The sequence below is a fragment of the Citrobacter sp. TBCS-14 genome, from assembly GCF_005280805.1.
Classification (GTDB): Bacteria; Pseudomonadota; Gammaproteobacteria; order Enterobacterales; family Enterobacteriaceae; genus Citrobacter; species Citrobacter gillenii.
In genome coordinates, this window is sequence record NZ_SZWM01000476.1 from 197572 (window position 1) to 211706 (window position 14135).

Annotated in this window: 13 protein-coding genes; 2 read left to right on the top strand and 11 right to left on the bottom strand. The window is 53.8% G+C overall.

The window, feature by feature from the left end:
• The first annotated feature begins 70 nt into the window (after positions 1-70).
• Positions 71-979 carry a LysR family transcriptional regulator gene (locus FDX22_RS17890; RefSeq protein ID WP_137362031.1) on the top strand — a complete coding sequence of 303 codons (909 nt, stop codon included), beginning with the start codon at positions 71-73 and terminating at the stop codon, positions 977-979.
• Here the strand turns inward: FDX22_RS17890 and rihC are convergent, their stop codons facing one another.
• The 7 genes from rihC to FDX22_RS31330 form a co-directional block, all read right to left on the bottom strand.
• Entirely contained in the window at positions 980-1894 is a 915-nt protein-coding gene (rihC, locus tag FDX22_RS17895; RefSeq protein ID WP_146717562.1) for a ribonucleoside hydrolase RihC, read from the bottom strand.
• A 65-nt stretch (positions 1895-1959) separates the two neighbouring features.
• The gene (gene ispH, locus FDX22_RS17900) at positions 1960-2910 is read right to left on the bottom strand and encodes a 4-hydroxy-3-methylbut-2-enyl diphosphate reductase (protein ID WP_146717563.1); all 951 of its coding nucleotides are present in this window, start codon (positions 2908-2910) and stop codon (positions 1960-1962) included.
• Position 2911: 1 nt separating this feature from the next.
• Positions 2912-3361 (bottom strand): FKBP-type peptidyl-prolyl cis-trans isomerase, encoded by a 450-nt coding sequence (gene fkpB / locus FDX22_RS17905; protein WP_115259500.1) that lies wholly within the window; start codon positions 3359-3361, stop codon positions 2912-2914.
• Positions 3362-3478: 117 nt separating this feature from the next.
• The gene (gene lspA, locus FDX22_RS17910) at positions 3479-3976 is read right to left on the bottom strand and encodes a signal peptidase II (RefSeq protein ID WP_096758363.1); all 498 of its coding nucleotides are present in this window, start codon (positions 3974-3976) and stop codon (positions 3479-3481) included.
• On the bottom strand, positions 3976-6792 hold the full coding sequence (gene ileS, locus FDX22_RS17915; protein ID WP_146717564.1) for an isoleucine--tRNA ligase: 2817 nt from the start codon (positions 6790-6792) through the stop codon (positions 3976-3978). Before ileS ends, lspA begins: the two co-directional genes overlap by 1 nt.
• A 37-nt stretch (positions 6793-6829) precedes the next feature.
• Positions 6830-7876: a bifunctional riboflavin kinase/FAD synthetase gene (gene ribF / locus FDX22_RS17920; RefSeq protein ID WP_146717565.1), complete on the bottom strand. Its 1047-nt coding sequence runs from the start codon at positions 7874-7876 to the stop codon at positions 6830-6832.
• Between the two features lie 7 nt (positions 7877-7883).
• Positions 7884-8099: a DUF2575 family protein gene (locus FDX22_RS31330; RefSeq protein ID WP_096758366.1), complete on the bottom strand. Its 216-nt coding sequence runs from the start codon at positions 8097-8099 to the stop codon at positions 7884-7886.
• A gap of 105 nt (positions 8100-8204) precedes the next feature.
• Here FDX22_RS31330 and rpsT point away from each other — a divergent pair, with 105 nt between their 5' ends.
• A complete protein-coding gene (gene rpsT / locus FDX22_RS17930; protein ID WP_003018940.1) occupies positions 8205-8468 on the top strand; it encodes a 30S ribosomal protein S20 in 264 nt (87 codons plus the stop codon).
• Positions 8469-8527: 59 nt separating this feature from the next.
• Here the strand turns inward: rpsT and nhaR are convergent, their stop codons facing one another.
• The 4 genes from nhaR to dnaK form a co-directional block, all read right to left on the bottom strand.
• Positions 8528-9427: a transcriptional activator NhaR gene (gene nhaR, locus FDX22_RS17935; protein ID WP_115259503.1), complete on the bottom strand. Its 900-nt coding sequence runs from the start codon at positions 9425-9427 to the stop codon at positions 8528-8530.
• A gap of 38 nt (positions 9428-9465) precedes the next feature.
• On the bottom strand, positions 9466-10632 hold the full coding sequence (nhaA, locus tag FDX22_RS17940; protein WP_115259504.1) for a Na+/H+ antiporter NhaA: 1167 nt from the start codon (positions 10630-10632) through the stop codon (positions 9466-9468).
• A gap of 210 nt (positions 10633-10842) precedes the next feature.
• The gene (dnaJ, locus tag FDX22_RS17945) at positions 10843-11976 is read right to left on the bottom strand and encodes a molecular chaperone DnaJ (protein ID WP_115259505.1); all 1134 of its coding nucleotides are present in this window, start codon (positions 11974-11976) and stop codon (positions 10843-10845) included.
• An 86-nt stretch (positions 11977-12062) separates the two neighbouring features.
• A complete protein-coding gene (gene dnaK, locus FDX22_RS17950) occupies positions 12063-13979 on the bottom strand; it encodes a molecular chaperone DnaK (RefSeq protein ID WP_096758373.1) in 1917 nt (638 codons plus the stop codon).
• Positions 13980-14135: the final 156 nt, after the last annotated feature.

The following is a 14135-nucleotide window of genomic DNA, read 5'->3' on the forward strand; positions in this document are numbered from 1 at the left end:
AGAGTATATTCACTTTACCAGCACCGATAATCCCATCAACATTCAATGCATCTTTGCCCGGTACGCACAAATGAATCCCAACCTGCTTCCTGACCTTGCCACCTTTGTGTTGATTGTCGACCAGGGGAGTTTCTCCGCCGCCGCCAAAATATCCGGCGCAACGCCTTCCGCTATCAGCCGCAGCGTCTCGCGGCTTGAGCAGGCATTAGGCAGCAAACTGCTGCACCGCACCACCCGTAAGCTGGCGCTAAGCGAGACCGGGAAGATGGTTTATGAACACGCGCAAGAGATGCTAAACGCCGCGCAAATGGCGGTAGACTCCGGCAGCAGCCGCCAGGCTATTGCCCAAGGGAAGCTAACGGTCAGCGTGCCAAAGGCGGTCGGGCGTTTTGTTATTCACCCTTTAATGGCGGAGTTTTTCACCCGCTTCCCGGACGTGGATGTCTGTCTGAGGCTGGAAGACCGCTATATGGACTTGATTGATGATGGCGTGGATCTGGCACTGCGCATCAGTCAGTCGCCGTCGCCGGGTTTGTACGGCAAGCCGCTGATGCCGGTCAGTCACGTTATCTGCGCCACGCCGGAATATTTGCGCCAGCACGGTACGCCCGATACCCCACAAGCCCTGCGCGATCATAGCTGTATTAGCCTTGGCGAAACGCCCGCTGATTCGCGCTGGAAGTTTCGCCGTGGGGATAAAATTGAAACTCTGCAAACTCATGGGCGTTATGCTGCCAACCATACCGGCGTGCGGCTGGACGCGGTAAAGCATCATCTGGGGATTGGCAGCCTGCCGCTGTTTACCGCCCGTGAAACGCTTGCCAGCGGCGAGATCGTCCAGGTATTACCGGAGTGGGAGTTTATCAGCGATTACAGCGGCGACCTGTGGCTCTTATGGACACGCAACCAACATATGCCCGCCAGAATGCGGGCCATGATTGATTACCTTAGCGAGAAATTGCCTCAGTCTGGCCGTTGATTATGGCGCGCGTGACAGCACCTCAGCGACCCACTGGCGGAAGCCGTCAACATCCAGCGCCAGCGCGACCTGCGCGTTGGCGGGCTGCCCCAGGCGACCCTCGATATCCACTACCGTCGTTCCCGAGGTGTATTCCCCCTGGGTTTCCACCGCCACAAAGCAGGGCTGGAGCGTGAACAGATCCGGGCGGACCAGCCAGGCAATGGCGCAGAGATCGTGCATACGCAGACCGGTATTCATGCTGCCGCTACGATAATGACTGAACAGCGCGTGCAGCATTTTCCCCGTCTGATTAAGTGCGGGTAATGTTGCCAGGTACTCTGGTGCCAGCATGGCCTGGTTGGTGACATCCAGCCCGCACATGACTATCTCCAGCCCACTGCGAAAGACCTTTGCCGCCGCTTCGGGATCGACAGCAATATTAAACTCCGCATTGGGCGTAAAGTTACCGCGCCCGGCTGAACCGCCCATCATCACCAGGCGGCGAATATTGAATACGCATTCAGGATAGTGGGTAAGCAACAGAGCAATATTGGTCAACGGGCCAATTGCCACCAGCGTAACGGGCTGCGGGGCATGCATCAGCGCATCTCGAATTGCCTGGAAGGCGGGTTTCGCCAGCGGCTGCCGATTGTGTTCGACAAAATCATACCCTGCCATACCGGACTCACCGTGCACTGAAGTCGCATCACGCAGCGGCCGCACCAGCGGTATAGCTGCCCCCTGCGCCAACGGAATATCCGCATTCCAAAAGTGCAGCAACTGCAACGCATTACGGGTCGTTTTTTCCACCGACACGTTGCCTGCCACCGTCGTCATCAGTTGCAGATCCAGCTCGGGGGAAAACAGTGCAGCGGCAATCGCCGCCGCATCATCAATGCCGGGATCGGTATCAAGAATGATCGGTAAGCGCATGGTTTCTCCAAAAAAAATGCCAGACGTTAAGTCTGGCATCTTCTCATAATCATGACGCGAAAGAGTTACTCTACTTCACGAACATCCACACGCAGCTCTTTCGGCACTTCGAAAACGATGTTCTCTTCACGGCCTTCCAGTGGGATAGCATCCCCACCGCCGAGCTCCTGCAGACGGACAATCACGTTCTGTACCAAAATATCCGGCGCAGAAGCACCGGCCGTCACGCCGACGCACGCCGCATCTTTCACCCAGACTTCCTGGATATCGGTCGCATCGTCAATCAGATACGCGGTCTTGCCCATACGCTGGGCCAGTTCTGCCAGGCGGTTGGAGTTCGACGAGTTTTTCGAGCCGACAACCAGTACCACATCCGCTTGCTCCGCCAACGCACGAACCGCTTCCTGACGGTTGGTGGTGGCATAGCAGATATCGTCTTTGCGCGGCCCAACAATTTTCGGGAAGCGTTGACGCAGGGCATCAATCACATCAGAGGTGTCATCAACCGAGAGCGTAGTCTGGGTCATGAAGGAGAGCTTACCTTCATTTTTGACATTCAACGTCAGAACGTCTTCCGGCGATTCCACCAGGTACATCCCCCCCTGCGGGTTGCTGTACTGGCCCATCGTACCCTCAACCTCCGGGTGTCCGGCGTGACCAATCAGAATCGACTCTTCGCCACGGCGGCTGGCGCGCGCGACTTCCATATGCACTTTGGTCACCAGCGGGCAGGTGGCATCAAAGACCGTCAGATCGCGGCCTTTGGCTTCGTTACGCACGGCCTGAGACACGCCGTGGGCGGAGAAAATCAGGATCGCACCGTCCGGTACTTCACTGATTTGCTCAATAAAAATAGCGCCGCGCTCGCGCAGGCTATCCACCACATAGCGGTTATGCACCACTTCATGACGGACATAAATCGGCGCGCCGTAGATAGCCAGCGCGTTTTCCACAATGCTGATAGCGCGGTCTACGCCAGCGCAAAATCCGCGCGGGTTAGCCAACAGGATCTGCATTTTACGCCTCCAGTGCCGGTTCGACTTCCAGCACTTCAATATCAAAATGAACGGTATGCCCAGCCAGCGGATGGTTGAAGTCAACCGTGATGGAATCACCGTTGATTTCTCGGATCACGCCAGGCATCTCACTGCCGTCCATTGCGGTAAAGAGCATGATAGCGCCAATTTCTGGCTCACCCGCGTCCATAAACTCCCGACGCGAGAAATACTGAATGAGGTCCGGGCTTGATACGCCAAAAGCAGCATCAGGCTCCAGAGCAAAAGTGGTTTTATCGCCCTCTTTTAACCCCAGCAGGTGTTGTTCCAGTCCTTCAGACAGAGAACCGTCGCCCAGGCGAAACAGCGCAGGCTTGCCGTTGCTGCGGGTTGACTCTGCGGTGGAGCCATCGTCGAGCTTTAAGGTGAAGTGCACCAGCACCGCACTGTTACTCTGTACTGATTTAGACATGCAGGTTGCTCTTTAAAAGTGCTGCCGCCTGTTTGCCCGGTGGCACTACGCTTACCGGGCCTACAAGATTCGCAGTAGAGTGTAGGCCGGATAAGCATAGCGCCATCCGGCATATTTTTATGCGGCTTTTTTCTCTTTCGCCGGTAAGAAGCCTTCCAGCACAATCAACGCCGCACCGATACAAATCGCCGTATCGGCAAGGTTGAAGGTGGCGAAATGCCAGTCACCGACGTAAAAGTCAATCATATCCACGACGAAGCCATGCCACAGGCGGTCAAACAGGTTGCCCAGTGCACCGCCAATGATTAACGCATACGCGATGTTATTCAGCTTCTGCGTCGCCTTCGAGCGATACATCATCACCATTAGAATGACGCAAATACCGATCGCGATACCGGCAAAGAACCACCGCTGCCAGCCACCGCTGTCAGCCAGGAAGCTAAACGCCGCGCCATAGTTACGCGCATAGTGCAGATTCAGTGACGGGAACAGCGACACCGTATCCCCCAGAGCAAAATTCTGGAGGATCAGGTACTTGCTGCCCAAATCAATAATCAGCACGACTACCACCAGCCACAGCCAGCGGAGTCCTGTTGAACAAAGAGGCTGACTCATCAGGCAAACTTACGTTGTTCGCCATCACCGGCGATGTTGCTGACACAGCGTCCGCAGATTTCTGCGTGTTCCGCCACCTGACCCACGTCGGTCGTGTAATGCCAGCAGCGTGGGCATTTCTCGCCTTCGGCTTTGCTCAGAGCAATTTTCAAGCCTTTGAGCAGTTCGCTCTGCTGAGCATCGGCCGGTGCTGCAGCATAGTCCGCAACGGTCGCACCCGAGGTCAACAGAACAAAGCGTAACTCTTCGCCCAGCGCTGTCAGCTTGGCAGCCAGTTCAGGTTCAGCGTACAGGGTCACTGCCGCTTCCAGAGAACCGCCCACTTTCTTGTCTGCACGTGCCTGCTCGATGACCTTGTTCACTTCGCCACGCACTTTCAGCAGCTCGTCCCAGAACGTATCGTTCATCGCTTCGGTATCGGCCAGGCCAAACAGCCCCTGATACCACTCACCGGTGAAGACGTATTTTTCACGATCGCCCGGCAGGTAGCCCCAGATTTCATCTGCGGTGAAGGACATGATCGGCGCCATCCAACGCACCAGCGCTTCAGCAATATGGAACAGCGCGGTCTGGCAGCTACGACGCGCCACGCTGTCCGCTTTCGCGGTGTACTGACGGTCTTTGATGATGTCGAGGTAGAACGAACCCATTTCAACGGAGCAGAAACGCATCAGGCGCTGTACCACTTCGTGGAAGTCATAGGCTTCGTAGGCTTTGAGGATCTCGTCCTGCGCCGCTTGCGCACAGCCCACAGCCCACCGGTCCAGAACAACCATCTCTTCCGGTTTCACCATGTCTTTCACCGGATCAAACCCGTTCAGGTTTGCCAGCAGGAAGCGCGCGGTGTTACGGATACGGCGATAGCTGTCAGCAGCACGTTTCAGGATTTCGTCAGAAACAGCCATTTCACCGGTATAGTCGGTAGACGCCACCCACAGGCGCAGAATATCCGCACCCAGCTTGTTCATCACGTCCTGCGGAGAAACGGTGTTACCGATGGACTTGGACATCTTGCGGCCCTGACCATCAACGGTAAAACCGTGGGTCAGTACCTGACGGTACGGCGCTTTGCCCTTCATCGCAGTGGAGATCATCAGCGAAGACATGAACCAGCCACGATGCTGGTCAGAGCCTTCCAGATACATATCTGCCGCATGCCCCGAAAACTCAGGACGCACGTCGACGACGGATGAGTGGGTAGAACCAGAGTCGAACCATACGTCCAGGGTATCCGGTACTTTGACGTACTGATCGGCTTCATCACCGAGGATATCTTTGGGATCGAGATCCCACCACGCCTGGATACCGTCAACTTCAACGCGTTTAGCCACTTCTTCCATCAGTTCGATGGCGCGCGGATGCAGCTCTTCAGTGTCTTTGTGGACAAACAGAGACATCGGCACACCCCACGTACGCTGACGGGAGATACACCAGTCAGGGCGGTTGGCGACCATCGATTCAATACGCGCCTGGCCCCAATCGGGGATCCACTGCACGCCTTTGATCTCTTTCAGCGACTGCGCACGCAGGCCTTTCTGATCCATGCTGACAAACCACTGCGGGGTGGCGCGGAAGATGATCGGTGACTTGTGACGCCAGCAGCACGGATAGCTGTGCTGCATCTTCTCAACGTGCAGCAGTGCACCTTTTTCAGTCAGCAGCGCCACGACAACATCGTTCGCTTTGAAGACGTTAACCCCATCCAGGGTCGGGTACGTACCCGGCAGATAGGTACCATCTGGCCCTACCGGGTTTGCGACTTCCAGGCCGTATTTCTGACCAATCACGTAGTCATCCGGACCGTGGCCTGGCGCGGTGTGTACCGCACCGGTACCGGCATCCAGCGTCACGTGATCGCCCAGGATCGCCGGAACATCAAAGCCCATGAACGGATGGGTAAAGCGCAGCAGTTCCAGCTCAGCGCCTTTTACCGTGCCCAGAATGGTGTAATCCGCCGCGCCGAGACGCTGCATCACACTTTCGACCAGGTCTTTTGCCAGAATCACGGCCTGACCGTCAATCTGCACCAGTGCATAGTCAAAATCAGGGGCCAGAGAAATCGCACGGTTAGCCGGCAGGGTCCACGGGGTGGTGGTCCAGATAACCAGAGAGATCGGGCCATTCACGTCAGAAACGCCAAATTTCGCTTTCACCGCATCCTGATCGGCGGCGTGGAACGCAACGTCGATAGACGGGGAGGTTTTGTCGTAATACTCAACTTCCGCTTCCGCCAGCGCGGAACGGCAGTCTACACACCAGTGCACCGGCTTCGCGCCTTTATGCAGGTGGCCGTTGCCGATGATTTTGCCCAGCGCGCGAATGATGTTGGCTTCGGTTTTGAAGTCCATCGTCAGGTACGGCTTCTGCCAGTCACCCAGCACACCCAGACGGATAAAGTCTTTACGCTGACCGTCAACCTGCGTTGCGGCGTATTCGCGGCACTTGGCGCGGAACTCTGCGGCAGTGAACTTTTCACCCGGCTTGCCGAACTCCTGCTCTACTTTCAGTTCGATAGGCAGGCCGTGGCAGTCCCAGCCAGGGATATAAGGGGAGTCGTAACCGGAAAGCCCTTTGGACTTCACGATAATGTCTTTCAGAATCTTGTTAACGGAGTGACCAATATGAATGCTGCCATTCGCATAAGGAGGGCCATCATGCAGAATAAAGGTTTTTTTGCCTTTTTTAGCCGCACGAATGATGCCGTACAGGTCATCATCGGTCCAACGCGCCAGCATTCCCGGTTCACGCTTGGCGAGATCGCCGCGCATCGGGAACCCTGTTTCCGGCAAATTCAGGGTTGATTTAAAGTCACTCATCAGATTCTCGGTTCCGTATTTAAAACTCGTATAGGCGTTAAGCCGGTTTTGATAGCCCAAAAAATTCGCGGGCAGTTAACTCATCACGCGCAATCTGCGCTTTTAGTTCATCCAGCGAGGCAAATCGCTGCTCGTTGCGTATTTTTTTACGCAGCACGACATCTATATGGCGACCGTAGAGGTCCATTACAACGTCCAGTAGATGCACTTCTAACTGCTGGCGTACACCGGCCACTGTTGGGCGGGTTCCGATATTCGCGACACCGGGTAAAGGCGTTTCGCCCAAGCCCATCACCTCAACCGCGTACACCCCTTTAACTGGAGAAACCTGGCGACGAAGCGGTAAATTCGCCGTGGGGAACCCGATGGTCCGCCCTAACTCGTCGCCGTGTACCACCCGTCCTGAAATGGTAAACGGATGGCCCAGTAAGCTTTCGGCTAACAGCAGATTATCTTCTGCTAGCGCCTGGCGCACAGCAGTGCTGCTGATTCGCACCCCGCCCTCACAGAAGGTCTGGGTGCTGGTGATATCAAAGCCATACTCCGCGCCCGCTTCCTGTAATAACAAGAAATCGCCCGCGCGGCTAGCGCCAAAGCGGAAATCATCACCTACGGCAAGAAATTGTACGCCAAGGCGCTTCACCAACAGGTCGCTGATAAAGTTCTGCGCCGTTAATGCGGCAAAACGCCGGTCAAAACGCACGCACAGCACGTAATCAACGCCACATTCCGCCAGATAACGCAGCTTTTCCCGCAGGCGGGTCAGTCGCGCAGGTGACTTTTCAGTCGCAAACAGCTCCAGCGGCTGCGGCTCGAAAATCATCACCATGACCGGTAAATTTCGTTTGCGCCCTTCTTCCTGTAAGCCCTGCAACAACGCGCGATGACCACGGTGCACGCCATCGAAATTACCAATAGTCAGCACACACCCATGCGGGGCCTGACTGAGATTATGTATGCCTCGTATCAGCTTCATGTCTGGCTCAAAACNGTGGCCACGGTGCACACCGTCGAAATTACCAATAGTCAGCACACACCCATGCGGGGCCTGGCTGAGATTATGTATGCCTCGTATCAGCTTCATGTCTGGCTCAAAACAGTGAAAATCGTGAAAGTATACCCTGTACCGCGGTCAAGGTTAACCGGCGATTGGTTCTGCGAAACAGAAAGAAGATTGTTTTCATTGTTATGAAACAAAATGCGGTCCTCCGCTGACCAATCAATTCAACTTTTCTCGTGGAAAAGCTGTATTCACAGCACGCAAGCTGGTAGAATCCTGCGCCATCACTACGCAACGAGTGCTGCAATTTAAACGGCGCTTATTTGCACAAATCCATTGACAAAAGAAGGCTAAAAGGGCATATTCCTCGGCCTTTGAATTGTCCATATAGAACACATTTGGGAGTTGGACCTTGGCTAATATCAAATCAGCTAAGAAGCGTGCCGTTCAGTCTGAAAAGGCCCGCAAGCACAACGCTAGCCGTCGCTCTATGATGCGTACTTTCATCAAGAAAGTATACGCAGCTATTGAAGCTGGCGACAAAGCTACTGCACTGAAAGCATTTAACGAAATGCAACCAATCGTGGATCGTCAGGCTGCTAAAGGTCTGATCCACAAAAACAAAGCTGCACGTCATAAAGCAAACCTGACTGCACAGATCAACAAACTGGCTTAATCGCCTGCTTGTTGTCGCTTTGTGAAAAAACCCGCGTAAGCGGGTTTTTTTATGTCTGTTTACTTACTCCCCGGCGCAAACAATGCCGAGTAGTTAGCATTGCAAATACGCTGCACCGCCGGATGCTGGATCATCCTCTCCGCAAAAATGGCATGGTACTCCTCCATCACATTCTCCACGCGTCCAATCTCAATGATGGAATCATCAGCGTAGAAATTGTTCGAATAGAGCGTAGGGGCGACGAAAATAGCATTGTGCGTAGCGCCAAAGGCTTTCATCAAGGCGGCATCGTCAAACTCCCCGAGGATCTCAACGTTCAGTCCCTGCGAGTTAATCCAGTTCAGCAGCTTGCGTCCGAGCATTGAGCGACGTCCTGGTATCAGCAGGCGACGCTCCTCAAGGCAGGCTGGAAACGGCTTCTCCGGCAGCGGATTGGTGCACCAGAAACTCACGCAACACTCGCCGATTTTTACCGAGAACAGCCCTTCCTGCTGCGTTGAGTCGATTGGGCAGTCGGAGATAATCATATCCAGCTTGTGCTGGCTGAGCTGCTCCAGCAGCATCTCATGCGTGGATTCAAAGCAGCGTAGATGGATTTGTTCATCGTCAACGACGGCCGCGTCGAGCACGCTACTGACCAGCTGTTTAGATAACGCATCCGCCACGCCCACATCGAACAGCAAGTTAGACTCTTTGCGGTAGTTCACGATATCCAGCATCTCCTGGCTTAAAGTGAACATTTTGTCCGCATAACGAAAAACTAATTCGCCTAGCTCACTAGGCTCCAGCCCTCGCCCCTTACGCTTAAACAACTTCCCCTGTAAGCGTTCCTCCAGCGCTTTGATCTGCCCGGTAATGGTTTGCGGTGTCAGATAAAGCGCTTCTGCGGCCCCCACCACCGAACCTTCTTTATACACATGCCAGAAGTAATACAGGTGGTTGTAATTTATATGAGACATACTCTCTCCCTGAAAATTGTCACCAAAGGGTTATCGGCTCAGGCTGACGCGTTTAACCGGGTACGCAGCCAGCTATAACCGATCACCGCCGATAGCAGAGAACCAATCAGGATCCCCAGTTTCGCCCAGTTAATCAGCTCCGGATCAACGTTACCAAACGCCAGGCTGGCGATGAAAATAGACATCGTAAAGCCAATCCCGCAAAGAATACCCACCGCCATGATTTGCTGGAAGTTCGTGCCTTCAGGCAGCTGCGCCACCTTGAGGCGTAATGCCAGCCAGCAGAACAGGCTAATCCCCAGCGGTTTACCGATAAGCAGGCCGGCGATAATCCCTAGCGGCAGGATGGAGGTCAATCCGTCCATCGTCACACCCTGCAGTGGAACCCCCGCATTGGCGAAGGCAAACAACGGCAGAATCAGATAGGCCACCCACGGATGCAGCACATGCTCCAGACGTTTCGCCGGAGAACGGCCATGCTTTTCCTTCAACGGGATGAAGAAACCGACAATCACACCCGCCAGCGTCGCATGCACCCCTGACTTCAGCACTGCGGTCCATAGCACGACGCCCACCAGGATATAAATACCGGTACGTCTGACACCACACAGGTTCAACGCCGCCAGAATAAGAATCGCTAATGCGGCAACCCCCAACGACAGCAGAGAGAGATCGCTGGTATAGAACAGTGCGATGATCACAATCGCGCCAAGATCGTCAATAATCGCCAACGCCATGAGAAAGATTTTCAGCGCCAGCGGAACACGGCTGCCCAGCAGCGCCAGTACGCCGAGCGCAAAAGCGATATCCGTTGCCGCCGGGATCGCCCATCCTTCACGTGTGATGGGGTCGGCATAGTTGAATGCCAGATACAACAGCGCCGGGACAATCATCCCGCCAATCGCGGCAATCACCGGAAACGCTGCCTGGCGTAAACTGGCCAGCGATCCCTGCATCAGCTCACGCTTAACTTCCAGACCAATCAGCAGGAAAAACACCGCCATTAAGGCGTCGTTGATCCACAGCAGCATATTTTTATTGATCTCAAGCGCGCCGACCCGCAGTTGAACCGGGGTCTCCAGAAAGTCGTGGTACCATCCACTGGTTACGCCGATATTGGCCATCAACATTGCTACTACCGCAGCGATGATCAAAATAATGCCTCCCGAGGCATCGCTACTAAAAAAACGATGTAGATGTTTCACTTTTATTCTCTCTATTGGGTGAATACTTCGTAATTACTATCTTACTCCGCATAACTCATCGTTAATATTAGATTATTTATGATAAATAGATCGGTTTTTACGATCTAACAATCTGGGGATTGTTTCGTTCCTGTTCAGGACGGATCCGAAAAAATAAAAAAGCCTGAGACTCTTCAGTCCCAGGCTTTTTATCAAATTTATGGCGGTAAATTAACGCGTCAGGTCGTCAAAGAATTTCTTCACACCGTCGAAGAAGCTTTTAGAACGCGGGCTGTTTTGTTCCCCCGTCGGGCCACCAAAACTGTCCTGCAGATCTTTCAGCAACTGTTTCTGCTTGTCGTTCAAACCAACCGGGGTTTCAACCACCACGCGACACAGCAGATCGCCCTGAGCACCACCGCGTACCGACTTAACGCCTTTACCACGCATACGGAAAAGTTTACCGGTTTGCGTTTCGCCAGGGACTTTTAACTTCACCCGGCCATCCAGCGTCGGGACTTCAATCTCGCCGCCCAGCGCAGCCATCGCAAAGTTGATCGGCACTTCACAGTACAGGTTATTTCCTTCACGTTCGAAAATCGGGTGCTGTTTCACCTGCACCTGAACGTACAAATCGCCTGACGGTGCGCCATGCTCACCCGCTTCGCCTTCACCAGATAAACGAATACGGTCACCGGTATCAACCCCTGCCGGGATTTTAACGGACAGTGTTTTGCTCTTCTCTACGCGGCCATGCCCGTGACATTTGTTGCACGGATCTTTAATCAGCGTACCGCGGCCCTGACAGTGTGGACAGGTCTGCTGTACGGCAAAGAAACCCTGACGCATCTGCACCTGACCGGAACCGTGACAGGTCGGACAGGTCTGCGGCTGAGTCCCGGATTTCGCGCCGCTGCCGTGGCAAACGTCACACTCTTCCAGCGTAGGAATACGGATCTCTTTGGTGACGCCACGCACGGCTTCTTCCAGAGTGAGATCCATGTTGTAACGTAAATCCGCACCACGTGAGGCGCGCTGACGGCCACGACCACCGCCAAAGATATCGCCAAACACGTCACCAAAGATATCGCTGAAGTCAGCACCGCCGCCGAAACCGCCACCGCCGCCCATACCGCCTTGCTCAAACGCAGCATGACCGTACTGATCGTAAGCCGCGCGTTTTTGCGCGTCGGTCAGGATCTCGTAGGCTTCTTTGATCTCTTTGAATTTGGCTTCGGCCTCTTTATCACCCTGGTTACGGTCCGGGTGAAATTTCATGGCCAGGCGCTTATAGGCCTTTTTGATTTCACGCTCTTCCGCTGTTTTGGAAACGCCCAAAATCTCGTAATAGTCTTGCTTAGCCATCTCTTTTTATCTGCCCCTAACATGCGTGCACGGGCGGAGAGGAAACCTCTTCGCCCGTGCCAGTGTTTTACCCGTTCAAAGGGCGATTATTTTTTGTCTTTCACTTCTTCAAACTCAGCGTCGACAACATCGTCATCTTTCGCGTTGTTCGCGGAAGCATCAGCTGAACCCGCCTGCTGCTGCGCATGCTGCTGCTGAGCGATTTCCATCAGTTTCTGGGAAACCTGTGCCAGCGCCTGCATTTTCGCTTCGATATCTGCTTTGTCTTCGCCTTTCAAAGACGTTTCCAGCGCAGTCAGAGCGGACTCGATAGCAGTTTTGTCGTCAGCCGGCAGTTTATCGCCTGCTTCTTCAACCTGCTTGCGAGTGCTGTGCAGCAGATGGTCACCCTGGTTACGGGTCTGGACCAGCTCTTCAAACTTACGGTCAGATTCTGCGTTCGCTTCTGCTTCGCGAACCATTTTCTGAATTTCTTCTTCGTTCAGACCAGAAGACGCCTTGATGGTGATCTTCTGCTCTTTACCGCTGTTTTTATCTTTCGCAGAAACGTGCAGGATACCGTCAGCATCGATATCGAAGGTCACTTCGATCTGCGGCATACCGCGCGGTGCCGGGCTGATACCATCCAGGTTAAACTGACCCAGATCTTTGTTATCAGCAGCACGTTTACGTTCACCCTGCAGCACATGGATGGTTACCGCAGACTGGTTGTCTTCAGCGGTAGAGAACACCTGGCTGTGCTTGGTCGGGATAGTGGTGTTTTTCGCGATCAGCGGAGTCATCACGCCGCCCATGGTTTCGATACCCAGAGACAGCGGGGTAACGTCCAGCAGCAGTACGTCTTTAACATCACCGGTCAATACACCACCCTGAACAGCAGCACCGATTGCTACAGCTTCGTCCGGGTTAACGTCTTTACGCGGTTCTTTACCGAAGAACTCAGCAACTTTCTTCTGTACCATCGGCATACGAGTCTGACCACCGACCAGGATAACATCCTGAACGTCAGAAACAGACAGACCAGCATCCTGCAGAGCAACTTTCAGCGGCTCGATAGAACGGTTAACCAGGTCTTCTACCAGGCTTTCCAGTTTCGCACGAGTCACTTTGATGTTCATGTGTTTCGGACCAGACGCATCTGCAGTGATGTACGGCAGGTTAACGTCGGTCTGCTGCGCAGAAGACAGCTCAATTTTCGCTTTCTCTGCGGCTTCTTTCAGGCGCTGCATTGCCAGCGGGTCGTTACGCAGGTCAATGCCCTGATCTTTCTTAAATTCATCAACGAGATAGTTGATCATGCGGCTATCGAAGTCTTCACCACCGAGGTGGGTATCACCGTTGGTTGCCAGAACTTCGAAGGTTTTTTCACCGTCAACTTCGTCGATTTCGATAATAGAGATATCGAAAGTACCACCACCGAGGTCGTAGACCGCGATAGTACGGTTGCCGACTTCTTTGTCCAGACCGTAAGCCAGTGCAGCAGCGGTCGGTTCGTTGATGATACGTTTGACTTCCAGACCTGCGATACGGCCGGCGTCTTTCGTTGCCTGACGCTGAGCATCGTTGAAGTATGCAGGTACGGTGATAACCGCTTCAGTTACCGGTTCGCCCAGGTAATCTTCAGCCGTTTTCTTCATTTTTTTCAGCACTTCAGCAGAGATCTGCGGCGGTGCCAGTTTCTGACCTTTTACGTCAATCCATGCATCACCGTTGTCAGCACCGATGATTTTGTACGGCATGATGGCTTCATCACGCTGTACTTCTTCGTCCTGGAAGCGGCGGCCAATCAGGCGTTTAATCGCAAACAGGGTGTTTTGCGGGTTTGTCACTGCCTGACGTTTAGCCGGCTGACCAACCAGAGTTTCACCATCCTGGGTATAAGCAATGATAGAAGGCGTGGTGCGATCGCCCTCGGCGTTCTCCAGCACACGTGCAGTAGTGCCATCCATAATCGCTACACAAGAGTTGGTAGTACCCAGGTCGATACCAATAATTTTACCCATCTAAACGTCTCCACTAAAAATTCTGTCATCAGGTGGTTGTGAATCTGTAATAAGGGCGAAACGTGCGGTTTCAACTACCCTGAATCGTTTTTTTTCAGACTCACCACTGCGGTTGTCTACAAGATGGGGTCGTAACCCACGTCATCAAGGGGGGCA